General features: G+C 60.3%; 21 protein-coding genes. 4 read left to right on the top strand and 17 right to left on the bottom strand.

What is annotated here, in order from left to right; genetic code table 11:
• Nucleotides 1–38 precede the first annotated feature (38 nt).
• The 10 genes from BLV09_RS33675 to BLV09_RS33630 all read right to left on the bottom strand — a co-directional run bounded on the left by BLV09_RS33675 (nt 39) and on the right by BLV09_RS33630 (nt 11,717).
• Nucleotides 39–1,295 (bottom strand): ABC transporter substrate-binding protein, encoded by a 1,257-nt coding sequence (locus BLV09_RS33675; RefSeq protein ID WP_146690491.1) that lies wholly within the window; start codon nt 1,293–1,295, stop codon nt 39–41.
• Between the two features lie 268 nt (nt 1,296–1,563).
• Entirely contained in the window at nt 1,564–2,172 is a 609-nt protein-coding gene (locus tag BLV09_RS33670; protein WP_100386480.1) for an ANTAR domain-containing response regulator, read from the bottom strand.
• 23 nt (nt 2,173–2,195) lie between these two features.
• The gene (locus tag BLV09_RS33665; RefSeq protein ID WP_146690490.1) at nt 2,196–3,362 is read right to left on the bottom strand and encodes a transporter substrate-binding domain-containing protein; all 1,167 of its coding nucleotides are present in this window, start codon (nt 3,360–3,362) and stop codon (nt 2,196–2,198) included.
• 142 nt (nt 3,363–3,504) lie between these two features.
• Entirely contained in the window at nt 3,505–4,536 is a 1,032-nt protein-coding gene (locus BLV09_RS33660; protein ID WP_244548878.1) for an ABC transporter ATP-binding protein, read from the bottom strand.
• On the bottom strand, nt 4,533–5,531 hold the full coding sequence (locus BLV09_RS33655; RefSeq protein WP_146690488.1) for an ABC transporter ATP-binding protein: 999 nt from the start codon (nt 5,529–5,531) through the stop codon (nt 4,533–4,535). Before BLV09_RS33655 ends, BLV09_RS33660 begins: the two co-directional genes overlap by 4 nt.
• On the bottom strand, nt 5,531–6,436 hold the full coding sequence (locus BLV09_RS33650; RefSeq protein ID WP_146691412.1) for an ABC transporter permease: 906 nt from the start codon (nt 6,434–6,436) through the stop codon (nt 5,531–5,533). Before BLV09_RS33650 ends, BLV09_RS33655 begins: the two co-directional genes overlap by 1 nt.
• Nucleotides 6,436–7,413 carry an ABC transporter permease gene (locus BLV09_RS33645; RefSeq protein WP_146690487.1) on the bottom strand — a complete coding sequence of 326 codons (978 nt, stop codon included), beginning with the start codon at nt 7,411–7,413 and terminating at the stop codon, nt 6,436–6,438. Before BLV09_RS33645 ends, BLV09_RS33650 begins: the two co-directional genes overlap by 1 nt.
• Before the next feature lie 26 nt (nt 7,414–7,439).
• A complete protein-coding gene (locus tag BLV09_RS33640) occupies nt 7,440–9,035 on the bottom strand; it encodes an ABC transporter substrate-binding protein (RefSeq protein WP_146690486.1) in 1,596 nt (531 codons plus the stop codon).
• An 82-nt stretch (nt 9,036–9,117) separates the two neighbouring features.
• Nucleotides 9,118–10,071 carry a CobW family GTP-binding protein gene (locus BLV09_RS33635; RefSeq protein ID WP_146690485.1) on the bottom strand — a complete coding sequence of 318 codons (954 nt, stop codon included), beginning with the start codon at nt 10,069–10,071 and terminating at the stop codon, nt 9,118–9,120.
• The gene (locus BLV09_RS33630; protein WP_146690484.1) at nt 10,068–11,717 is read right to left on the bottom strand and encodes an amidohydrolase; all 1,650 of its coding nucleotides are present in this window, start codon (nt 11,715–11,717) and stop codon (nt 10,068–10,070) included. Before BLV09_RS33630 ends, BLV09_RS33635 begins: the two co-directional genes overlap by 4 nt.
• Nucleotides 11,718–11,908: 191 nt before the next feature.
• Between BLV09_RS33630 and BLV09_RS33625 the strand changes: the two genes are divergently transcribed.
• Nucleotides 11,909–13,447, top strand: coding sequence for a PLP-dependent aminotransferase family protein (locus BLV09_RS33625; protein WP_146690483.1), 1,539 nt, complete (start codon nt 11,909–11,911; stop codon nt 13,445–13,447).
• A gap of 6 nt (nt 13,448–13,453) precedes the next feature.
• Here the strand turns inward: BLV09_RS33625 and BLV09_RS33620 are convergent, their stop codons facing one another.
• Nucleotides 13,454–14,242, bottom strand: coding sequence for a sulfite exporter TauE/SafE family protein (locus tag BLV09_RS33620; RefSeq protein WP_146690482.1), 789 nt, complete (start codon nt 14,240–14,242; stop codon nt 13,454–13,456).
• 256 nt (nt 14,243–14,498) lie between these two features.
• On the opposite strand from BLV09_RS33620, the gene BLV09_RS33615 reads away from it, so the two are divergent.
• Both BLV09_RS33615 and BLV09_RS33610 read left to right on the top strand, forming a co-directional pair.
• Nucleotides 14,499–14,918: a nuclear transport factor 2 family protein gene (locus BLV09_RS33615; RefSeq protein WP_146690481.1), complete on the top strand. Its 420-nt coding sequence runs from the start codon at nt 14,499–14,501 to the stop codon at nt 14,916–14,918.
• Nucleotides 14,915–16,306, top strand: a complete 1,392-nt coding sequence (locus BLV09_RS33610; protein WP_146690480.1) for an NAD(P)/FAD-dependent oxidoreductase — start codon at nt 14,915–14,917, stop codon at nt 16,304–16,306. Before BLV09_RS33615 ends, BLV09_RS33610 begins: the two co-directional genes overlap by 4 nt.
• 82 nt (nt 16,307–16,388) lie before the next feature.
• Here the strand turns inward: BLV09_RS33610 and BLV09_RS33605 are convergent, their stop codons facing one another.
• The 5 genes from BLV09_RS33605 to BLV09_RS33585 form a co-directional block, all read right to left on the bottom strand.
• On the bottom strand, nt 16,389–17,171 hold the full coding sequence (locus tag BLV09_RS33605) for an ABC transporter permease (RefSeq protein ID WP_100386468.1): 783 nt from the start codon (nt 17,169–17,171) through the stop codon (nt 16,389–16,391).
• Between the two features lie 4 nt (nt 17,172–17,175).
• Complete coding sequence (locus BLV09_RS33600) at nt 17,176–17,997, bottom strand: ABC transporter ATP-binding protein (protein ID WP_146690479.1); 822 nt, start codon at nt 17,995–17,997, stop codon at nt 17,176–17,178.
• A 5-nt stretch (nt 17,998–18,002) separates the two neighbouring features.
• Nucleotides 18,003–19,049 carry an ABC transporter substrate-binding protein gene (locus BLV09_RS33595; RefSeq protein WP_174556579.1) on the bottom strand — a complete coding sequence of 349 codons (1,047 nt, stop codon included), beginning with the start codon at nt 19,047–19,049 and terminating at the stop codon, nt 18,003–18,005.
• A gap of 479 nt (nt 19,050–19,528) precedes the next feature.
• Nucleotides 19,529–20,041 (bottom strand): flavin reductase, encoded by a 513-nt coding sequence (locus BLV09_RS33590; protein WP_210188865.1) that lies wholly within the window; start codon nt 20,039–20,041, stop codon nt 19,529–19,531.
• A 35-nt stretch (nt 20,042–20,076) separates the two neighbouring features.
• The gene (locus BLV09_RS33585; RefSeq protein ID WP_100387543.1) at nt 20,077–21,453 is read right to left on the bottom strand and encodes an LLM class flavin-dependent oxidoreductase; all 1,377 of its coding nucleotides are present in this window, start codon (nt 21,451–21,453) and stop codon (nt 20,077–20,079) included.
• 386 nt (nt 21,454–21,839) lie between these two features.
• Between BLV09_RS33585 and BLV09_RS33580 the strand changes: the two genes are divergently transcribed.
• Nucleotides 21,840–22,538 (top strand): TetR/AcrR family transcriptional regulator, encoded by a 699-nt coding sequence (locus BLV09_RS33580; RefSeq protein ID WP_146690478.1) that lies wholly within the window; start codon nt 21,840–21,842, stop codon nt 22,536–22,538.
• Between the two features lie 18 nt (nt 22,539–22,556).
• Here BLV09_RS33580 and BLV09_RS33575 read toward each other — a convergent pair whose 3' ends face one another.
• Nucleotides 22,557–23,582 carry an ABC transporter substrate-binding protein gene (locus BLV09_RS33575; protein ID WP_146690477.1) on the bottom strand — a complete coding sequence of 342 codons (1,026 nt, stop codon included), beginning with the start codon at nt 23,580–23,582 and terminating at the stop codon, nt 22,557–22,559.
• Nucleotides 23,583–23,634: the final 52 nt, after the last annotated feature.

The raw sequence follows: 23,634 nt of genomic DNA, 5'->3' as shown, positions 1-23,634 counted from the left end.
CCGCGCCTGAAGCGCGGCAGACGGCATTGACGCCAACCTCAGATCTTCAGCTTCGACGTATCGAGTCCCTTGGCGGTGCAGAACAGATTGCTCTCGGTTTCGCCATAGGCCACGTAGGGAAGCGGAATAGTCGGCTCCTTGTAGGCGTCGATGATCTTGCCCTGTCCGTCCGCCTGCCACTGTGCGATCCGGGGCGTCAGGTAGGTGTGCAGGTTGTCGGGATCGATTTTCACATGGCCGTTCGGGGCGTCGAATTCCTGGCCCTTCACCGCTTCCCTGATCGCGACTGGTGTCACCTCAGTTGCTTTTTCAACCGCCTGCTTCCACAGGAAGACTTGGAAATAGGAAGACTCGAGCGCGTGATGGGTGACCGCTTTGGGATCCTTGACGAAGGCGCGATAGCGCTCGACAAAGGCCTTGTTGCGGTCGGTATCGATCGCCTGAAAATACGGAAACGAGGTATAGCTTCCGACCGCGTATTCTGGCCCCATCGCCGCGATCTCGATTTCGGATGTGACGGTCGCGCAGATCGGCAGCTTGTCGTGGGTGAGCCCCTGATTTTTATATTCGCGGTAGAAGGCGACGACCGAATCGCCGACGACATTCGACAGCACGACGTCGCAACCGGAACCCTTGATCTTGTTGACCATGGAGCCCCATTCCGAGTGGCCGAGCTCGAGATATTCGTCCGCGATCCATTCGCCGCCGTTTTTCTCGATCAGGATCTTCGACACCTTCGCCATCTCGCGCGGATAAATGTAGTTCGACCCGACGATGAAGAACTTCTTCTTGCCCAAGGTCTTGATGATCCACGGGATGAAATTCGAGAGCTGCTGGTTCGGTACGGCGCCGGTGTAAACGACGTTCTTGGAGCACTCGAAGCCTTCGTAGTAGGTGGGGTAGAAATACAAATTGTTGCGCTTCTCAAAGACCGGGAGAACGGCCTTGCGGCTCGCCGAGGTGTAAGAGCCGAACACCGTCGGCACGCGATCCTGGATCACCAGCTTCGAGGCTTTTTCGTTGTAGGTTTTCGGATCCGAAGCGCCGTCTTCGACGATCGCGTTGATCTTCATTCCCTTGGCGCCGCCCGCAGCGTTGATCTCGCTGATCGCCATCAAGGTGGCATCGTGAAGCGATTTCTCGATAATCGACAGGCCACCGGTCAACGAAAACAACACGCCCACATCTATCGTTCCGGCGGCGCGCACCGGGCTGCTGATGATGTAAGGCGATGCTATCGCGCCGGTTGTGGCCAGCAAACTGCTTTTCAAGAATTTACGCCGATCGATCGACATAGAGACACTCCCCTTATGACCGGTTGCAACTGGGCAAGCCGATACCGTTCACGCCAAAGCGCGCTGTTTCGAGCTAAAGAATTCCAGATTCCTTCGAGGCCGGCGGACCTGATCCGATCCGTGCCGATTCTCGGTCGCCAAAACAAAAAAGCCCGACAGATCCTCGCGGATCTCTCGGGCTAACCTAGCCAAGCCAGACCAACATCATTGGTGGTCCGGCACAAACTGCAATCAGAACTTTTTTGTCCCAGTGCAGTCAGGAACAAAACTAAACATCTTTTGCACGGTACTGCAAGAGTTCATTTGCGTGGATGATCGCCGCGGCCATGTCATCCATCGACAACCGTTTCGCCATCGCCTGCCGGCGGATGCTTTCGTAAGCTTCGGCTTCGCTCAAGCCCTGGCCATCCATCAGGACTGCTTTGGCTTTCTGGATTCGCTGAAGGCCGGAGAGTTTGCGTTCCAGTTTACGAATTCGCTTATCGGTTTCGCGTTTTTCGAGCCAGATGCTGCGAGCAATCGTCAGGTTGGTGAGCAGACCAAAGGGGCGGATTGGCCGCTCGATAACGGCGACCGCTCCGGCTTCCAGCACCAACTGAAGTGTGGAAGGGTCTTCGTAGCCTACGATCGCGATCAGTGTCGGCCGCAGCCCATCGCTTGATTTCAGCAGGCGCTGAATCTCGCCCCGGACATCATGTTCGACGGCAAGCAGCATCACGTCGGAACTATCGGTCCAGCTTTCCGGAATAGGCCATTGCGTCTCGACCATGCAGCCGATACGGCGCAGATGCTCGACGAGCCTGACGCGTTCATTGTCCGGCGGATGAACCACCTGGACGCGTAGCCCCCGAAGATCGCGAAGGATTTGGATCGCCACCGCCTGCTCCCGCGCTCAGAACCTCAGTGGTTGACCGTCTGGAGGTCGTCAGCCGACCAATCGTCAAGGCTCTGTACGACGCAGTAAGGATCCGGCTTGATCCGGACGCCAGGATTCCAGACGGTCTGGAATCGCCCGAACTTGTCCAGGCGCGCGATCCGCGGCCACAGATACGTGTGATTGTTTTCCGGGTCGATCCTGACCCGGCCTTGCGGAGCGTCGCATTCAGAATCGCGCAGCTCCTTCAACACTCTTTCGGGATCGTCCGACCCGCAGCGCGCGAGCGCGCGCATCGCCAGATGAACCTGAAAATAGGCAGCTTCTGCAGCCGCCGGTACCGGCGCATCCGGACCGTATTTGCGTTTGAAGCTTTCCACGAAGCGACGAGCGGAGGCTGACGACGAGGTCTCAAAGAACGGCGCGGCCGTGATATGACCTTCAGCCGCCTCGCGATGCATCTCCGCGACTTCGGCCTCGCTGGTCGTCAGGCTCGCGATCGGCATCTTGCCCGGATCGAAGCCTGCACTCCTATAGGCCTCATAGAAAACCGAGGTGCCCCGACCCACCACGGTCGAGAAGATGACGTCGGGAGAGGTTTTCTTGATTCTCGCGATGACCTTCTCGAAATCCCGCGGACCGGATTCGAGCGGGACGTAGATTTCGTCGAGAACCTTGCCACGGGCCTGCACCACGAAATCGGCCATCAGGCGATTGGACTCGTAGGGATAGATATAGTTGGATCCGACCAGCAGAAAGCGATTGCCGTAGGTCGACAGCAGGAATTTTGCCAGTTGCAGGGAGTTCTGATTGGGCGCCGCACCGGTGTAGATACAGTGCCGGGAATATTCGAAACCTTCATAGAGTGTCGGATAAAAGAGCAACCCGCGATGGCTTTCGACAACCGGCAGGACAGCTTTGCGCGTGCTCGACATGTAGCAGCCGAACAAGAGCCGGATACGGTCAACCTGGAACAACCGCTCGGCGAGGCTGCGAAACTGCTTTGGATCGGACGCCGGATCGTAGATGACCGGCTGCACCATGCGATCGAGCACGCCTCCGCTGGAATTAATCTCGTCGATGGCGAGCAATGTAGCATTCAACTGAGATTGTTCAACGGTGGAAGTAACTCCCGTCTGGGAGAAAAGGATGCCTACGCGCCACGGAGCACCGCTATTTTCGTTGAAACTCATAAGCCTTACATGGACCGTTTAATCGTGAGATTAAAGCGACCTTACGCCAGATTGTGGGAAACTCAAATGGCCCGCCGGGGTGTGAGATACTGGATCAGCATCGGATCGGCGCGTACGTCGACTGCCGGGCCTGTCATCGCGGCTAAGGGGTGAATATGGGCGGCGAAAGTTCGGCGATCCGATGACAGGCCACGTAATGATTTACGCCAACTGAATCGAGTTGCGGCAGAACATTGCGGCACTTTTCAATTGCGGACGGACAGCGCTGCGCGAACCGGCAGCCCGGCGCGGGATCGACCGGGCTCGGCGGATCTCCCTTGACCAAATAGCGTTGCTTTAACACGTCTCGCATCGGACCTGGCGGTGTCGCCGCCGCGATCAGAGACCAGGTATAGGGATGGCGCGGTTCAATGAAGATATTCGCCGCCGGCGCTTGTTCGACGATCTTTCCAAGATACATCACCGCGATCTCATCGCAGAATTGCTGGATGACGCCGAGATCGTGGGAGATGAAAATGTAGGTCAGGTTGCGCTCGCGCTGCAGCCGCTTCAGCAGATTGAGGATCTGTGCCTGGATCGCGACATCGAGCGCGGAGACGGCCTCGTCGCAGACAATCAAATCAGGCTCAGGCGCCAGCGCACGCGCGATGCAAAGCCGCTGCCGCTGGCCTCCGGAAAACTGGTGAGGAAATAGATCCGCTGCCTGTGGCGGAAGCCCGACCTCACCGAGCAGCCGGCGCACCCGTTCTTCGCGTTCGCTGCTCGTGCCGATCTGCAACAGATCAAGCGGCTCGCGAATTTGATCGCCCGCGCGCCTTCTCGGATTCAATGCGGAGAAAGGATCCTGAAACACGATCTGCAGGCGCTTGCGCACTTCGCGCAGCGGCTTGCCAGCAAGCTGCGCGATGTTACTGCCGCGAAAGACGATCTGTCCGGAGGTCGCAGAGACCAGCCGGGTGACAGCCTGCGCCGTCGTCGACTTGCCCGAACCGCTCTCTCCTACAATGCCGAACGTCGTCCCGCGCCTGACGCGGAAACTGACGCCATCGACCGCATGCACAAATGACGGCTTTTGGAACGACTTCTTTCCTGCTTCGAAGTGAACGACGAGATCGTTGACCTCCAGAATGAAATCCGGCGCGTCACTCGATTGAACCGCCCGAAGCCCCGTCACGCGGCGATCTCCGACTTTCGCCAGCATGAGACGGCGTGGCCGGGCCCGATCGGCTCCAGTGCGGGTTGCGGGCGAGATCTGCAAACATCTCTCGCACTGCTGCATCTTGTCAAAAAGGCACAATCCGGACCGCGCGCACCAAGCGGCGGCACCATTCCGGCGATCTCCTCAAGGTCTGACCAGGCCCCTGGTGGCCGCCAGCCTAGCTTGAGATGGGGGACGCAAGCGAGCAGCCCTCGGGTGTAGGGATGACGCGGACGGTCCACCACGCTGGTGGAATCGCCCGATTCAATACAGCGGCCCGCATAGAGCACCAGAACATCGTCGGCGAGCTCCGCAACCGCGCCGAGATCGTGGGTGATCAGCAACACGGCGGTTTTGGTCTTCTCCTGCAACTCAGCCAGCAAATCGAAGATTTGCGCCTGAACGGTGACGTCGAGCGCCGTCGTCGGCTCGTCGGCGATCAGCAGTTTCGGCCTGCCAGCAAGCGCCATGGCGATCATCACGCGCTGGCGCATGCCGCCGGAGAGTTGATGCGGATAGGCGTTCACCCGCTGCTCCGGCGCAGGGATCTGGACCGCGCGAAGGAGCAAGATCGCCTGTTCATGCGCTTCGCCAGCGCCGAGTTCTTTATGCCAGCGCAGAACTTCGGCGATCTGATCGCCAACCGTGAACAGCGGATTGAGCGCGGTCATCGGCTCCTGGAAAATCATCGACATTCCATTGCCGCGCAGCGCGCGCATCCGCTTTGGCGACAACGGCAGGATATCCTCACCTTCCAGCAGGATGCGGCCGCCAGTCACGACGAAATCCTCGGGCAGCAGCCGCATGATCGCGAGCGCCGTCATGCTTTTGCCGCAGCCGGATTCACCAACGATGGCCATCGTTCGTCCCGGCTGCACGGAGAACGACAGGTTCTCGATCACCGGCACCAGCGCGCCCGCACCGTTACGCATGCTGACGTTGAGATTTTCGACCTGAAGCAATGCGCTCATCACGTCCTCCGGCGCAGGCGCGGATTGACGGCATCGTTGACACCGTCACCGACCAGGCTGATCGCAAGCACGGCAAGAAAGATTGCGGCACCTGGAAATGTCACCGCCCACCAGGCGTCGAGCACATAATTGCGATTCTGCCCGAGCATCAGCCCCCAGCTCATGGTGTTGGGATCGCCGAGTCCAAGAAAGCTCAAGCCGCCTTCGAACAGGATAGCGACACCGATGGCCAGCGTCGCCGACACGATGACGGGAGGAAGAGCATTCGGCAGCAACACCCGCAGGATCAGATGCGTGTCGCCGGCGCCGGCCGCCCGCGCCGCCTTGACAAAATCCAGATTCCGCAACCGCATGAACTCGGCCCTGGTGAGCCGGGCTGCCGACGTCCAGCTTACGGCTCCGATCGCCAGCGTAATCGTCGTCAGCTTTTGTCCGAACAGCGTCACAAGCACCATCGCAAACAACAAGGGCGGCAGGATCTGGAAAAATTCGGTCACCTTCACCAATGCTGTGTCGATGGCTCCGCCGAAGAAACCGCTGAGCGCACCGACGCTCAGTCCGATGGCGATTGTGATCAGCGCCGCGACGGCGCCCACGGTCAGGGTCGCACGTCCACCGTAAATCAATCCAGCCATCACATCTCGGCCGAGATAGTCTGTGCCGAGCCAAGCGTCGGCGGATGGCGCTGTAAACGGAGCTCCGACAAGATCCAGCGGATCGACTGGGTACAGCATCGGACCGATGGCCGTTCCAAGAATGAGAAGGAGCAGCAGGCAGGCTCCGATGACGCCGGACGGGCTGCGCAAGAACTGACGCAGCGCTACGCGCCCGGGCGAAGCGGCCGGTCGTGCCGGCAGATCAACGGTTTCGATGGCGAGAGGCGTCGATGTATCGAGGGTGGTCATCATCGCCCCGTCCGGATGCGCGGATCAATCAGGCGGTAGACGATGTCGGTCACGATATTGGCAATCATCACCATCATGGCGGAAAAGAACAGCACGGCCAGCAATGTCGGATAGTCGCGCCGCAGAATCGAATCGAACACCAAGCGTCCCATTCCGGGCCAACTGTACACGGTCTCGACCAGGACCGCTCCGGCGAACAGATTGCCGAACTGAAGCCCGACGACGGTCGCAATCGGGATCAGCGTGTTGCGCAAAGCGTGTTTTCCGATCACCACCCATTCGGGCAACCCCTTGGCGCGCGCGGTTCGGACGTAGTCGGCGGACAGGGCATCGATCATGTTGACCCGTGCCAACCGGCTGTACTGAGCAATGAACACCAGCGCGAGTGTCAGCGACGGCAACACGAGATGGCGCACGACGTCGGCGACATAAGCGAATCCCAGTTTCGGGTGCACGACGTCGGTCATTCCGACCACGGGGAAAATCGGCCAGACCGAGCCGAACAGAAGTAGCAACATCAGGCCGGTCCAGAAGATCGGCGCGGCATATCCCGCCAGCGAAAAGATCGTGACCGCATGGCTGAAAATTCCGTTCGGGCGGCGGGCGCTGGTCACACCTAGCAAGGTTCCAATGACCACCGCGGTGATCAAGGCGCTGAACGTGAGATAGAGCGTGGCGGGCAATCGCTGCGCAATCAGCCCGAGCACCGGTTCGTTGAAATAATAGGAGTAGCCGAAATCACCATGCAGGATGTTGCCCAGATAGGTGAAGAGCTGTTCGACCAGGCTGTGATCGAGCCCATACTTGGCCCGGAGCGCTGCCACGACATCAGCCGACGCTCCGCCCATCTCGCCCGCAATGACCTGCACCGGATCGCCCGGTGCCAGATGAATCAGGCAGAAGTTCAACACCAGAACCGCCAGCAACAGCGCAACGGCGTTCACGATCTGCCGGGCAAGATGAGCGGCGAAAGCCATGATGTGACCGACCCTCCCGCGAAACTTCAGGTCTTGGGCGGCGTTTCCCAGTAGATTTCATCCAGCGGTGACATCACGCCCCAGATCGAGGTCGGAAGCCCCGCCAGCCCCTTGCTGAAGGCATTGTAGTATGGCGTGGCGTTGATGAAGTAGATTGGCACATCCGTCACCACGATCTTCTGGAACTCCGAGTACAGCGCCTTTCGCTTCTCGGGCGACGTTTCCACGGCGGCCGCTTGCAGCAATTCGTCCACCTTCGGATTGCTGTATTGCTGGGTGTTGGACCAGATGATGCCCTTGCGGATATTCGAGCTCAGATAAGTCCTGTTGACACCGATCACCGGATCGCCCCAGTTGAATACGGTATCCATCGTCAGGTCGAAATCGTAGTTGGACACGCGTTGCGCCCAGGTCGGGAAATCCGGTGCGGCCCTGACTTCGAGATTGATGCCGACACGCTTCAGCTGAGATCGGAGATATTCGGCGACGTTGCGTTGTTGCTCGTCGGCGCCAGGAATATAGTCGATGGTCAACGAGAAGCGCGAGCCGTCGGCGCCCTTCGGATAGCCGGCCGCGTCCAGCAGCTCCGCCGCCTTGGCGTAATCGACTTTGTAGGTCTCGACCGCATTCTCGTCGAGCGGCGATCCCGGCGCGATCGGACCGGTGGCGGGCGTCGCCTTGCCGCCCATCAGCTTGTTGATGATGAAGTCGCGGTTCGCCGCATAGGCGATGGCCTGACGAACCCGTACATCGTCGAGCGGCTTTTTCTTGGTGTTGAAGGCCAGCCAGTTCAGCGGCCCCACCCCCGCAAAGCCTTTGTCGGTGACAACGACGTTTGGCGCCTTTTGCAGCCGATCGATATCGCGCACACCGGTGACGAATGGCAGCGCATTCACATCGCCGCGCTCCAGCGAAACGATCGCGGCATTCTGGTCGGACACGATCCGAACCACGATCTTGTCCAGCTTGGGCCGACCGGGGATGAAGAATTTGTCGAATTTCTCGAGAGTATAGTATTCGCCCTGCTTGTATTCCGTCAGCTTGAACGGCCCGGATCCGACCGGCTTCAGATTTGCCGGATGGGTCTTCAGGTCCTGACCATCGCCATAGACATGCTTCGGCAGGATCGGCATCAAGGCCGGCGACATCGCCAGCAACAAAGCCGGATTGGGATGTGACAAGCGGATGATGGCCGTGAAGGGATCAGGCGTATCAACCTTGTTGACCGCCTCCAGCATGGTCTGGAATGGATGGTTCGCCTTGATCGCCATGATCGAGAAGGCAACGTCCTCCGACGTCACGGGCTGACCGTCGTGAAACACGGCGTTCTTGACCAGATGCAAGGTGACGGACAGGCCGTCCGGCGCCACTTCCCAGGATTGCGCGAGATAAGGCTGCGGATTCCAGTTCTCGTCGTAACGCAGGGGACTGGCGAAAATCTGCGCGCTCGGCATCGCGGTAGCCAGACCCGATTGAACCGCGCCATTGAAATGACGTGGCACCTGAGTGGTCGCGATGACCAGGGTGTTGTTCCCGGCCGTCTGTGCAATCGAGCTTTGAGGCGTCGCGAAGACCGAAAGAAGACCGATGGCCCCTAGCAAAAGATAGGTTTTGATCGACATGGCTATATCCCGCTTTCGTCGTTGATTGTGTGTGATCTGGCGCTTCTGCGGCGCCATTGAACAGATAATCGTTCCGTCGCGCTCATGCGCGTGCGGGTCGTGCAAGGGCGCCGTCAAGAATTGCCTCAAGCTCGGCGTCGGGCGGTAGGTCGCGTGTCCCAACCCCCACGAGAGCGATCGATCCCAGGCCGGCCTCTTGATCGCGATCGACCGGCGATAACGACCAGTCGCTGGAGACCATCTGAAAAACCAGAGGCTGAGCCTCGTCTGCTATGCGGCACGCTCCTTTGAGCCGTAAAAGCTCCGGCGGGAACTGTTTGATTGCTGCGGCCAGCCGGCCTCGGTCGAACGCGCCATCCCGCCGATAGGCCCAACGTCGAAAATTCTCTTCGTGATCCGGAGCGTCATCTTCAACGCCGTCGGCCCTAAAAGCTGACACTCTCCGGTTTCCCAGCAAGGACAGGTCCGGCATGGTCTCGCGTGCGAGGATCTCGATGCGCGCATCCGGTCTGACTGACAGGACGGCTCGTCGGGCGGCGTCCAGGTCTGTCTCGTCGACAAGATCGCTCTTGCTGAGCAGAACCACATTGCATCTGGCGAATTGGTTGCGAACGGTATCACCGACACGAAGATCGTCGACGAGCCGCGTAATCCTGCTCGCGTCGGCGATGACGATGACCCCGTCGAGCCGCAATTCCGGCTCGATCAGCGCGATTTCCGCGATCCGCCAGGGATCGCCCACGCCGCTCGCTTCGATCACGATACGGTCAAAGCGCTCGTCGCCATCCAACAGCCGTCCGAGCGTTTCCAGAAAGCCGGAGCCGATGCTGCAACAGACGCAGCCATTGGTCAGCGACATGGTGGTGCCATCGTGGCGTTCGATCAGGGTAGCGTCCACATTGATCTCGCCGAAATCGTTCACGAGCACCGCATAGCGGGTGGTGCCGGCCGCCAGCAGGCGATTGAGAAAAGTCGTCTTGCCAGCACCAAGAAAGCCGCCGATGACCGTCACAGGAGTGGGTGCGACTGCCATCATGCGCTTGGCGCCTGTTTGACTTGTCCGCCAACCACCGTTCCCCAGACGCCGATATCCTTCAGTCTGTCCGGAGCAACCGCCAGCGGATCATCGTCCAGAACGGCGAAATCGGCGTACTTGCCGCACTCGATACTGCCGACCATCCCGTCGAGCTTCAACGTGTAGGCCGCCCCGATCGTAATCGCCGCCAGAGCCTGCTCGACCGTGAGCGCCTCTGTGTCATGACCGAGCTTGCGGCCCGACGACGAAATCCGGTTGACGGCGCACCAGGCCGTGAACAGCGGTCCGAGCGGCGTCACCGGCGCATCGGAGTGAATCGCGAACGGCACGCCGATCCGCTGCGCGGTACCGGTCGCGTCCAGGCGCGCGGCGCGTTCGGGACCCATCGTCAGCTCGTAATGTGCATCGCCCCAGTAATACAAATGGTTTGAGAACAGATTGGCACAGACGCCGAGCGCCTTCATGCGGCGGAACAATGCCGCATCGGCCATCTGGCAGTGCTGCAGGGTGTGGCGATGATCCGGCCGCGGGCTGGCTGTCTGGGCGGCTTCGATCGCATCAAGCGCCAATTCGGTCGCCTCATCGCCGTTGGTGTGGATGTGCAGCTGAATGCCCGCCTTGTGATAGATGTCAACGATGCGCGGCAGTTCTTCCGGCGCAATATACCATAGGCCGTTCGCCGCGCCATTGTGATAGCCCGGCCAACGCAACCGCGCGGTGAAGCCCTGGATCGACCCGTCGACCACGAGCTTGACGATGCCGTAATGCAGCTTGTCGTTGTTGCTTTCACGCAACTTCGCGATCTTTGTGATCGCCTGTTCAGGCGGATTCGAGACCGAAGCCAGCGCCGGCACAAGTCTGACGCCGAATTCCGGCTGCCTGGTGACCGCCTGATAGAGCTCAATCGTATGGTCGACGAGATCATTGTGCAGATCGGTAATCGTGGTCACGCCTTGCACGCAAGCGGAAGCGGCATAGCGGTTCACATCCGCGGAGGTGAGATTTCCCGACAGCGGGTTGCCGCCGAGCGACCGGAAAACGCGGAAACGGGCGGCTATGCCTTGTAACTCTCCGCTCGCCAATCCGTCCTTGCCTGCCACGACACCGGAAATGTCCGTCGCACGAAGCAATTCGGCGCGCTCGAGCACGATGGTGTTGACGTTACTGATATGAAAGCTCGCGTGAATCACCATGATCGGCCGCGTTTTCGAAACGCGATCCAGATCCTGCCGCGTGAGCATATGGCCGCCGATATGCAGTGGATCAAATCCCCAGGCAAACAGCGGCGTGTTTGCGTCTTCAAGCGCAGCCTCAGCCTTCTTGAGCCTTGCGATGATGGCGTCGATATCGCGAACGCCACCGACCAGCTTGCCCTCGGGCGACCGGCGATCGCCGGCCCCGACGTAAGGCAGCGACCACATCATGCCTTCCATGATGTGGCTATGTCCTTCGACAAAGCCGGGAAGCAGGATTTTATCCCTGAAGCGATCATCAGGCTTGGCGCCCGCGGTCAGCGCCGCAAGCTCGGCCTGACTTCCGACTGCTAAGATGCGTCCGTCGCGCACGGCGACGTGGGTCGCAAACGGACGCGACGGATTCATCGTCACGATCCTGCGGGCCGAAAAGACCACGGTGTCCTGGCTCACTTTTGAACTCCCAAGCTCGATACTTTGAGCCTGATGTGCCGGGAAGGTCCAGACCAGCGCCAGATGCCATGCACAAATGGGGCCAGCCCATGCCACCTGCCCTTATCGACACCCACCCTATGGCGCGGTTTTTGCTTCACTTTTCCCGCGGCTGCGGGTCAACTGGTCGCGAAGTTATGCACGGGTTAGAGATGGGAAAATTCGCGCCATTGCGTCGATCTGAAGCGGCCGGAGCGACGATTATCGTTCCGCTGAACGATTTCCTGTTCTGGGGCTCCTTGTTCCAGGGTCTGGATCGGGCCGGCTCTTTCCTGCAGCTACAAATCCGGCAGATGATCGTGACGGCGATTGAGGATGGCCGTCTGCCGCTCGGCGTCCGGATGCCCTCGAGCCGCGACCTCGCCTCGCTTCTCAAGGTGTCGCGGAACACGATCGTCATCGCTTATGAGCAACTGGTAGACCAGAACTTTCTGGTTTCGCGGGAGCGTAGCGGATATTTCGTCGCCGGCCTGCCGAAACAGATCGGGACGCCGCAAGGCAACGGCCCGGCGGTCGCCGAAATCGGCTGCAGCCGTTGGAACGAGCGCTTTGCGTTAAGGCCGTCGACCTTTCGCAACATCGTCAAACCGCTCGACTGGCAAAACTATCCCTACCCGTTCATTTTCGGCCAGTTCGATCCAACCCTGTTCCCGACCAATAATTGGCGTGAAAGCGCGCGGGCCGCGCTGAGCGTGCCGGAAATCAACAATTGGGCCCGGGATATGATCGATGGCGACGATCCCGCCCTGATCGAGCAATTGCAGCGGCAGGTGCTTCCGCGCCGGGGTATCCGCGCCCGGTCGGATGAAATCATGATGACGATCGGCGCCCAGCACGCGCTTTATCTGATTGCAAAGCTGTTCGTACATCCGACGACGCATGTCGGCATGGAAGATCCAGGCTATCCGGACGCCCGCAATATCTTTGGCATGCTGACGCCAAACGTCGTGCCACTGCGAACCGATGATCAGGGCTTGGTTCCCGACGACGCCTTCGCGCGATGCAAGCTGGCTTACGTCACCGCCAGCCATCAGTGCCCGACAGCGGTGGCGATGCCGCTCGACCGCCGCGTGGAGATCCTCAAGATCGCGAAGGCGCGTGATATCGTGCTGATCGAGGATGATTATGAAAGCGAACTCATTGCCGAAGGCAGCGAATTGCCGCCGCTGATGAGCCTCGATCGCGACCAGAGCGTGCTCTATGTTGGCAGCCTGTCCAAGGCGCTGGCGCCGGGTCTCAGGCTTGGTTATGTGGTGGCGCCGGCTCCGGTCATTCGCGAACTTCGGGCGTTGCGGCGTCTCATGCTGCGTCATCCGCCGCTGAACAATCAGCGCGTGGCCGCGCTTTTCATTGGCCTCGGCCACTACCGGTCGCATCTGCAGCAGGTCGCCCGGGTGCTATTGGAACGCGCCAAGCTGCTTGATCGGCTTCTGCCCCGGTTCCTGCCGAGTTGCACCTGGTCACGCGGAGCTGGCAGCACCAATTACTGGATTTCCTGCCCAGCCGACACCGACACGACCAAACTTGCCCACGCCGCGCGCACCGAAGGCGTGGTGATCGAGCCGGGCGATGTCTTCTCGATGGAAGAGACGGCCACCCGCCATTGCTTCCGGCTCGGCTTCTCGTCGATCCGAACCGATCGGATCGAACCTGGAATCGAACGACTGGGATCGGTGCTGGCACGAAGTTGACGCGCGTTACATCAATTCGCTGATTCCCTTGATGGCGCTGCCGAGCGCAACCAAACCGAGGCTCGCAATCGAGACCTGGCGGTGCAGTGTATCGCTACCACGCCGGAAAGCCATTTCACCGATCCAGGTGCCCGTCAGCATGATCGGAAGGCCGAGCAGCGCCAGCATGAGAGATCGCAGATCGAGCAAGCCAACCAACGCGACGCTCACCAGCGCCGCGATCGAAGTGGCGAGAAAAAACACCAGCAAGGAAGCGCGCGCGGCCACACGGCCGAACGGCCCCGACGCGTAATAGACAACAACCGGCGGGCTTGGCATCGCCGCGAGGCCATTGAAAAGGCCGGCGGCCAGGCCAACCAGCGTCGTGATCGGCCGTGACGGAATGTTGGCCAACCGAAACCCGCCGTTGAGCATCAGCACAGCGCCGGTGGTGATCGTGGCAATCACGATGCGCGCGATGGACGCCGGCACGACGCTCAGCACCAGCGCGCCGACCGGGGATCCGGCTACGGCGCCGACGATCAACCATCGCAGCGACGGCCAATGACAATCCTTGGAGGCCTGCCGAAAGTCGATCATTCCGCCGAGAAACTGCAAGCCAAGCGCGATCGGAACGGATTGCGAAGGCGCCATGAACAGGCCCAGCAGCGGAACCGCTGCCAGCGCAAAGCCGAACCCGGTGAACCCGCGCAGCAAAGCAGCGGCCATAATTGAAAACGCCGTGGCCAGGACGACGCCCGGCGTCAGCGACGCCGAGGCGGCGAATTGATTTAATGTCGTGGCGAGATATTGCATGCCAATTCGTCAATGCATCTCGAACACGACAGTCTTTTTCCCAATGAAAAATTGGAGCGCGCCGACATATCCATCATTGCCACATGGCGCGAAACGGATGCGAAGCGAAGGTCCAGTCTGCCCGGAACATCGGGCCAATTCTGGTCACAGAGATCGACCGATCTGGTTCTAAGGGCGCCCTTTAGCGCGTGGCAATCTGCGAGTGAGCCTCAAAGCGGCAAGCCCTGACGCGATCCTTGGCCAGCAGGAACTCGACATGTCCACTCTCGATACTATCCGGCTTCGCCTTCTCGAAAACCTGTTCGTCGCCTTCAACCATCATGATGTTGCGGCCGTCATGGCCTGCATGACCAATGACATCGTCTTCGATGCCGCCGCCGGTCCCGAGATTTGCGGCCGTCGGCTATCCGGTACTGATACGGTTCGCGCGGTGTTCGAAGCTACATGGACCAACATGCCCGACGTAAGTTGGCAGTGTACCCGTCACGAGGTGTTCGGCGATCGCGGCATTTCAGAGTGGATTTTTCGCGCCACCACCAAAGACGGACAGCGCATTGAGGCCGAAGGGTGCGATCTCTTCGTGTTTCGCGGTGAGAAGATCTGTTCCAAGAGCGCCTTCCGTAAGGACCGGCCGCTGCAGCCGGCGCTTCGCGCAGTGGACACCGCTGCGCGATGAACATGCATCCGGCCGCCCCGATCGCGGCGTATGATCCCCATTACGATCCATTGGTTTCGGATAGCCCCGGCCGGAATCGGGATTACGCGCCGACCTATTGGATTGCGAGCGCAGGAACGCCGCCGGGATCGGACGGGCCGATCGTCCATGACATGGACACAGACGTCGCGATCGTCGGCTCCGGCTATACGGGCCTGGCCTGTGCAATCTTTCTGGCCCGCGAGTTCGGCATCAAGGCCACGGTCCTTGAAGCCAATCGCGTCGCCTGGGGATGCAGCACCCGGAACGGCGGCCAGGCGCAAAACGCCTCCGGCCGATTGTCCCGCTCGCAATGGATCGAGCGTTGGGGCCTGGATACGGCGCGCCGCATGCATGCTGAGATCACGGACGGCTTCGAGACGTTCGAAGACCTGGTTCGCTCAAGCCCGATCGATTGCGAGCCGCAGCGTGGCGGTCATCTCTACATCGCGCACCGCCGGCGCAGTCTCGAGAGGATCGCCGCCGAATCGAAAATTCTCAATGACGTCTTTGGTTATTCGTCACGCGTGGTGCCGCTTGCGGAGCTGCGCCGCGAATTCGTCGACGAGGCGGAAGCCGTCGGCGCGGTTCACGAGCCGCTCGGCACGGGCGTTCATCCGGCAAAGCTCGCATTCGGTTATCAACGCATGGCCAGAGATCTCGGCGCCCGCGTGCACCCGGGGAGCCCCGTCCAGCAGATCGAACAGCGCAATGGTGCGTTTTTCCTGCGCACGCCCGGCGGCACGGTCAAGGCGCGCGCGGTCGGTATTGCGACAGGCGCGTACACCTCGCTGGGATTGACGCCCGTTTTGCATGGCCGATGCATGCCCATCCTCTCCAACTCCCTCGTCACCCGTCCGCTGACGACGGCAGAGTTGGGGGCGACCGGTTTCCGCACCACGCAAGTCATTACCGACACAAGAACGCTTCGTTTCTACTATCGCCTGCTCCCCGATAATCGCGTGCAGATCGGTAGCCGCAGCGCCATTACCGGCGCCGACGCCAGCCATGACCGACACTTCCGCCTATTGGTCGACGGATTGCATCGCAAGTTTCCGGCGCTGCAGGGCATCGAGATCGATTATTCGTGGTGGGGATGGGTCGACGTCAGCCATGACATGATGCCCCGCATATTCCGTCCAGACCCGAAGCAGAACCTGTTCTATGCTCTCGGATATGGTGGCAATGGCGTTTCCTATTCGGCGCAAGCCGGCCGCCGCATGGCGCAGATGATCGCCGGACAGGCATTCAGGGGGCAAGATCTGCCGATCTTCAATTCGCCACTGCCCGGGCATCCGTTCGCGCCGTTTCGGCGTATCGGGCAGCGGATGCTCTATCGCTGGTATCATCTGCGCGACGAAGCGGCGTAAATCGGTTTTTTTATCCTTGCTTCGTGATCTCGCGCAGCCATGTCGAAGATCACCGCCGACTTTTCAACACATCCACGGCCGCCTAATGCGCCGCCTTTGCGCTGCGCTGGGAGACGTGCCAGGGCAGCAGCCAGCGTTCGCAAAGCTCGACAATGAAAAACATGACCGTGCCGATGACGCTCAAAAGAATGATGGCGGCAAAAGCTCGGGGACTGTTGAAGGTCGCCTGACTCGTCAGAATCACGTAGCCAAGGCCACGTTCGCCCGCCACGAACTCGCCGACAATCGCGCCGATCAGCGCAAACGAAATGCCGACCTTGGCGCCGGCGAATATGCTCGGCAACGCGTTGGGCAAACGTATCTTCAGCATCACGTCGTGATTGGGTGCCCGTGCGGAGCGCGCAAGATCGATCATGTCGGGATCGACCGCGCGCAACCCGAGCGTGGTGTTGATCACGATCGGGAATACCGCGATCAGGGCGGCGATCGCCACCTTGGGTTCGCCGCCCGTGCCGAGCCAGATCACGAAAATCGGCGCCAGCGCCACCTTGGGTACGGAATTGGAGGCAATCAGCAAGGTATAAAGCACGCGATCCAGCAGTTTGGACGACACGATCGCAATCGCCAAGCCGATGCCGAAAATAATCGCGAGGGCGAATCCCATCGCTGTGATGTAGATCGTGTAGAGCGACTGGTAGCCGTAGAACCCGGGATTGTTGAAAATCTCCACGGCGATCGATGAGGGCGGCGGAAGCAGGAACGCCCTGATGCCGAACATCCGGACGGCAAGTTCCCACAGCCCGACCACCAGCAACAGAACGAACGCCACCGTCCGCCCGTATTCGCTTTGTTTCCACCACCTCATGGGTCTATTCCGATCTCACCACGCCGAGCGATGCGAACAGCCGGCGAATTTCGCTGGTGTATTTGCCGAACTGTGGCGTCTGCCGGACGCTGAGAGGGCGCGGCCGGGGAATGTCGATATCGATGATTTCGGCAATACGCCCCGGATTTCTTGCCATCACCACCACGCGATCCGCAAGATAGACCGCCTCGTCGATGCCGTGCGTGATGAACAGAAGGGTCTTGCGCGTGGCGTACCACAGGCGCTCCAGCTCGACGTTCAGATCATCGCGCGTCATCGCATCGAGCGCGCCGAACGGCTCATCCATCAACAGCAACTCCGGGTCAACGACAAGCGCGCGGCAGATCGCCGCCCGTTGCCGCATCCCGCCCGAGAGTTCCCAAGGGTAGCGATGAAGGAAGTCGCCCAGGCCATAGGCGGTCAGCAGCTGGGTAGCCCGGGCTTCGTAATCCTTGCGTCTCAATCCCTTGAATTCAGCCATCAGCAGGACGTTGTCGAGCACGGTGCGCCAATCCAGCAGCACGTCGCGTTGAAACACGATCGCCATATTGTCCGGAGGCGTAAGGACATGCTCGTCCTTGACCATGATCCGCCCGGAGGTCACTGGCTGCAGCCCGGCGATGCACTTGAGCAAGGTGCTCTTGCCGCAGCCGGACGGTCCCACAATGCTGATAAACTCGCCCGGCGCGACGTTCAGGGTGACATCCCTGAGAACGAGAGCGGGATTCTCACCGTGATCATAAGACTTGCTCACCGCAGACACCCTGACATAGGGCTTGGATGTCGCAGACCGTCCGTCCGCCACGGTTTCAGAGCTGGCCTGCATTGATGTCACGACGTGATGAAATCGTTGGTGTAGAAATCCTCGATCCTGGCTTCAGCCTTGAGCAGAGAGGCCTCAGACATCGATTTGACCGCGAGCTTCCAGTCCGCTTCGGCCTGCCAGCCGATCGGCTTGCCCGCTGTGTTCGGCGTGCTGAGAAAATCCTTGCTCAGGACAAGCTGCGCTTTGATCACTTCGGCATTGAGCTGCTTATCGGCGCGCTGGGCCATCATCGCGGCAACCGCTTCGTCGAGATGGGAAGAACTCTCAAAAATATAAGTCCATGCACGCGTCTGGTTCGCCGACAACCGCCGCATCGCGTCCGCACGCCTGGCCAGGCTGTCATCAGTGGCAATCAGGCCGTAGCTTGGAAAGGCAATTCCGACATCGGCCGCGAGAAACGAGCGCGCTGGCCGCACCCCCATCACCAGCGGCTCGCCAAATTCCTGCAGCGACATGAAGCCGTCCGCGCCACCGCTGGCGTAGGTCGATACCATCGCAGCCGGAGACACCATTACGACATTTACCTGCCCGGCGCCGCTGCCTTTTTCGAGACCCAGATTCTTGATGTATTGATCGACGAACGGCGCCCACGGGCTGTTGGCGAAGCAGACGATCTTCTTGCCGGCCAGCTCCTTGGCCGTCTTCGGCCCCTTTGCCGCATCCACCATGACCGCAAGGTCGCCCTTGCGAAGGTAGCCCGCGAACGATTTAATCGGCAACCCACTCGCTCGTGCGATCGCCATCGGGCCCAATTGCACGAAGCCGACGTCGACCTTACCGGCCGCGACCAGATTGATGGTGCTCAGCGTACCCGTGCCATCCTGAATATCGACGGCAAGGTTATCTTCTTTCAGCCATCCCTTGGCCTGCGCGAGATGCAACGCCGCATGCACGCCCCAGGGCGCAAAATCGACGCGCACGGACAATCCATCTGCAGCCTGCGCACGCGCAAATCGGGAGCGGCCAACAAGCGGTAACGCCGCCATCGTGCCCAGCAAGGCGCGGCGCGTTAACGCTCCTGATCGGGCGCTGGATTTCTTATCGACGTGCATCGGCCAATCTCCAACTATGTTCCAATCACGAGCAGCAGAACCCGTTCAACGCTGGACGATCTCGTCCCACCGGCAAACGCACTAACTGTCTGGTTAGTCTCCATTCCATCAGAATTCCAAGCAATCTTCGGGCCAGTCGCGACGACACGGCTTGCTCCTCAATCCCGGCCAGAACGGCTCGTCGTCCGCCACTGCACCGGAAGCCGGGCAGATTGCCGTCCAAAAGGCAGCGGCCAGAGACGCCCGGCCGTCGTGAACCGCGAGCCATCACTTTGCCCAATCTGTTCCTTCACGGGACAATAATATGGCGAACGGCAGCGCAGGAAATGCCCGTCCGGGAGCAAAGCACGCGAGCATCATCGTTGCCCGTCGAAGCTGTCGCAGCGCCCATCTCCCCCGGGATGGAGCGGACCGTCAACTGACATGGCGAGCTTTCGGTCAAATGGAACTTACAGCCGATCGCGTCGATTATCGCACCATCAAACGCGATGATAGCCACGATCAAAATAGATCAGCCCGCTGGCAACCTGGTGGCATTCGACCGCCAGCACTTCACAGAAGAAGACCGTATGGCTGCCGACCTCCGCCCTGTTCGCGATCCTGCAATCAAATGAAACAGTGGCGCCCTCCAGCACAGGCGCGCCAGAAGTGCCGACACTCCAGGTCGCCGCGGCGAACCGTTCATCCATCGCGGTCTTTCCGCCAAACAACCGGGACAGCTGTTCGTGATCCGGCTTGAGCGTATTGACACAAAGCGCATCGTTATCGGCGAACCTGTCATAAACCGATGATGAACGATTGAGGCAGACCAGCAACGTCGGCGGAGAATCCGTGACGCTGCAGACCGTCGACGCCGTGAAGCCCGCGCGCCCCGCCGGGCCATCCGTCGTGATGATATTTACAGCCGCACCGAGCCGCGACATTCCCTCGCGGAACGCGTCCTTGCTGAGTGGCGGCGCAATCTCGGACAATTTGGTCGCGGTACTCATCATGTCGGCCCCCGCTGTTCCGTCCTGCTCGCACTTGTTCAAACAGCTTCGGCATATCTAAAGCCGGCGCCGGGATGCGGAGCGACGAGGCGCGGCTGTCCTGTCTGCGACAGTTTTTCGCGCAGTGTTCCGGGCGTGTATTCGGTATGATAGACGCCGCGCCGCTGCAGTTCCGGAACGGCCAGATTCACAAAATCCTCATAAGTGTCGTGAGCAACGACGTAGGCCAGATTGAAGCCATCGATGTCGGTGTCGTCGACCCACTCCATCATCTGGTCGGCGACCTGCGCGGGTGAGCCAATAAAGACCGGCCCACGGCCGCCGATGCTCTGATGCTCCGCTAGTTCGCGTATGGTCCAGAGCCGATCCGGATCGGCCGACGTGAAGGATTCGACCGCCGACCGCATCGCATCGGTCTGGATGTGGGTCAGGATTTCATCGAGGCCGTATTTCGAAAGGTCGATGCCGGTGAGGCCCGAAAGATGCGCCAGCGCGCCTTCGTGCTGAACATTGCGGCGATAGTCGTCATATTTGCGGAAGGCTTCTTGCTCGGTCTCGGCGACGACGGCGGTCGCTAGCGTATAGATCTTGATCGCATCGCGAGGCCGCCCGGCCGCGACGCATTCGGCGCGAATCTTTTTGACCTGGTCGCCGATCACTTTCTTCGACGGACCGCCGGTGAAGATACCTTCCGCGTGCTTTCCCGCGAAAGCGCGGCCGCGGCCGGAGGCGCCGGCCTGGTAGAGCACCGGCGTCCGCTGCAGCGACGGCTCGCACAAATGAATGGTGTCGGTGCTGAAGAACTCGCCCTCGAATTTGACCTTGTGCACCTTGGCGGGATCGCTGAACCAGCCGCGCGCGACATCGCGAGACGCGGCGTCGTCCTCCCAGCTGCCTTCCCACAGGCGGTACACGACTTCCATGTATTCCTCGGCAATGTCGTAGCGCCTGTCATGGCCCGGGATTGCGCCGTGACCGGCCGCCTTGCCGGCGCTCTGCAAAAAGCCTGTCACGATATTCCAGCCGACTCGGCCGTTGGTCAGATGATCCAGCGTCGACATGCGGCGGGCAAAAACATGCGGCGGCTCATAAGTCAGCGTGCAGGTCACACCGAACCCGAGGTTGGTGGTGTTGTCCGCCAGCGCCGGAATCAATTGCACGGGATCAAGGATCGGTACGGAGACGGCGCGGCGCAGCGCGGCATCGGGATTGCCGCCATAGACATCATAGGTACCAAGGACATCGGCTAGGAACAGCGTATCGAACAGGCCGCGCTCGAGGATCTTGCAGAGATCCTTCCAGTAACCCAGCGTGTTGTAGTCGCCGACGCGATTGCCGGGATAGTGCCACAGCGAGGAGGCCTGAGAACCCGGTGTCGCCATGTTGAACGCGTTAAGCCGGATCTGCTTGGTCATTGTCTTCTCCATTGTCAGCACGCGCCGACGGCCAGCGGCGGCTGAAATGCGCAGGCCGGCTTGATGGCAGCCCACTTGCCACTGCGCCGTATGGTGGCTACGCTATCTACTGACTAGTCAGTTACTAATATGGAGGACTCCTCAAACGTGGCAAGCACGTTTCCAAGGCGCAGCATGCTCGTTTCTCAGGCATCGTGTTGGGCCTTAGTCAGGTGCTGCGAGCAAGGGTGGCGTGGCGCACGGAAGCAATCCAAGAGGGACTCGCCGTCCGCCGATTACCATCGCAAAGGCTGCCATCTACGCCAAACGGCCGCGCTGCTTACTCTTGGGCTGCACGGTGATCCACCACAGACTGTTGCAGAGCGACTCGGATAGCATTGAATGGGATGACAACAGATCAACGAAAACGGCCGTCCGCGCCCAAAGCAGAGCTAGCCACACGTCCGCGCAAAACGCGGGACGCTGCACTCGCGCAGGCCAAAATTCTCGACGTGGCCCGCGGCCATTTCGTTTCGCAGGGCTTCGCTGGTGCGCGCGTCGATGAGATCGCGGCGGAGTCCGGCTACAGCAAGGCGATGCTCTATCATTACTACGGCAACAAGGAGAATCTCTACGTTGCCGTGCTGGAAGAAGTGTACAGGCACTTCGTTGCGCCGCACCGTGTGGTCAATGTCGCCGACGTCGGCCCCGTTCGTGCGCTCGAGGCCTTTGTCCGCGAAGGTGCAGCCTCGGTGCGCAAGGACCCGGCGATCCTCAATCTCCTGGCGATCGAGAACCTGAACGAGGCCGCCTACCTGCGAGGCTCAACCGTTCCGCGCGCAATCTACCCGCCACTCCTGGCGCAGTTGAAGGAAATCATCGATGCCGGCGTCAAAGAAGGCGTGTTTCGGGCCGGCATTGACGCCGTTCACCTCTATGTCGCTTTATCCTCGGTGCTCTTTCATGCAGTGAGCAATCGATTTACACTTTCCGTCACGCTCGGAACCGATACGGCAAGCGACGAATTTCTCGACCGGCACGTTGATATGTCTGTTGCCATGGTCGTCGGATATTGCACGACGCCCTCGCGCACGGGCGGCAACTAGTCCTCGGTCTCGTTCGTGTCACGCTTTATGCGGAAAGATCCCCGGCAGCATCGCGTTGGTGTAGACAGAAGCCGCCGCCGGCGCCTTGCTCAGGCCGTAGGCTTCGACCGTCGTCTTGATCGTGCGATCCATCTTGTCGGCCGACATCGAGCCAAGGCCGCCGGTAAACACTTCCGGAACGAGCAGATATTCGGCGACGATATCCAGCCCCTCGCGCGTCACCGCCTCGCTGTATTGCGGCTGATATTCGCGGAAAATCTGCACGGCCTCGTCGCGCTGGCGCGTTGCAAATTCAAGCCCCTGGGCGATCGCGCGCACAAAGGATTTCACCAGCGCCGGATCGGAGCGCAGCAGGTCGTCATGGACGATAATGCCATTGCTATAGATATCCAGCCCGTATTCCGCGTAGCTGATCGCCTTCAATTCAAGACCGATCGCCTTGCCCGCCTCGCGATAGATCGGCAGCGCCGACAGATAATCGCACACGCCGTCGACCTGTCCAGCCATCAGCATGCTCGCCTTGGCCGGCTGATTGACGGTGAGGAAATTCACCTTCTCGCCATCGAAGCCGTTCATCTTGGCGAAGGCCGGCATCACCATGCGGACCGCGTCGCCACTGGTCGATGCGATCTTCTTGCCGACGAGATCGGCAGGCTTGTCGATCCCGCTCGGCACCCGCGTAATGATCGACATCAACGTCTTGTAATGAACCATCGCCACCAGCGTGACGGGCAGATCGCGGGTGCGGCCGAGGACGGCGGCACTGGCATCGGCAAATCCGAATTGCGCCGCGCCGCTGGCGACGTTCTGGATAACGTCGGCCGATCCCTTGCTGGACTCGATCGTGACATCCAGTCCCTGCGCGGCGAAGAAGCCTTTCTTCGCCGCGGGATAGAACAACGCGTGCTTCGGGTTCGGAAGTACGTCGAACAGGAATTTCACCTGTTTACGCGACTGCGCGAAGACGGGACGAGACGAGATTGCGACCGCCGCCGTTGCGAGGGCTGCGCCCAACAGATGCCTGCGTCGAACGTCAGTCGTCATCGTCGATGATCCGCTCAAATGTGTCCAGTTCCGGAAAACACCAGGTCGCGCT

It is taken from the genome of Bradyrhizobium canariense (assembly GCF_900105125.1).
GTDB classification, from domain to species: Bacteria; Pseudomonadota; Alphaproteobacteria; order Rhizobiales; family Xanthobacteraceae; genus Bradyrhizobium; species Bradyrhizobium canariense_A.
This window is presented reverse-complemented; position numbering and strand designations above follow the sequence as displayed.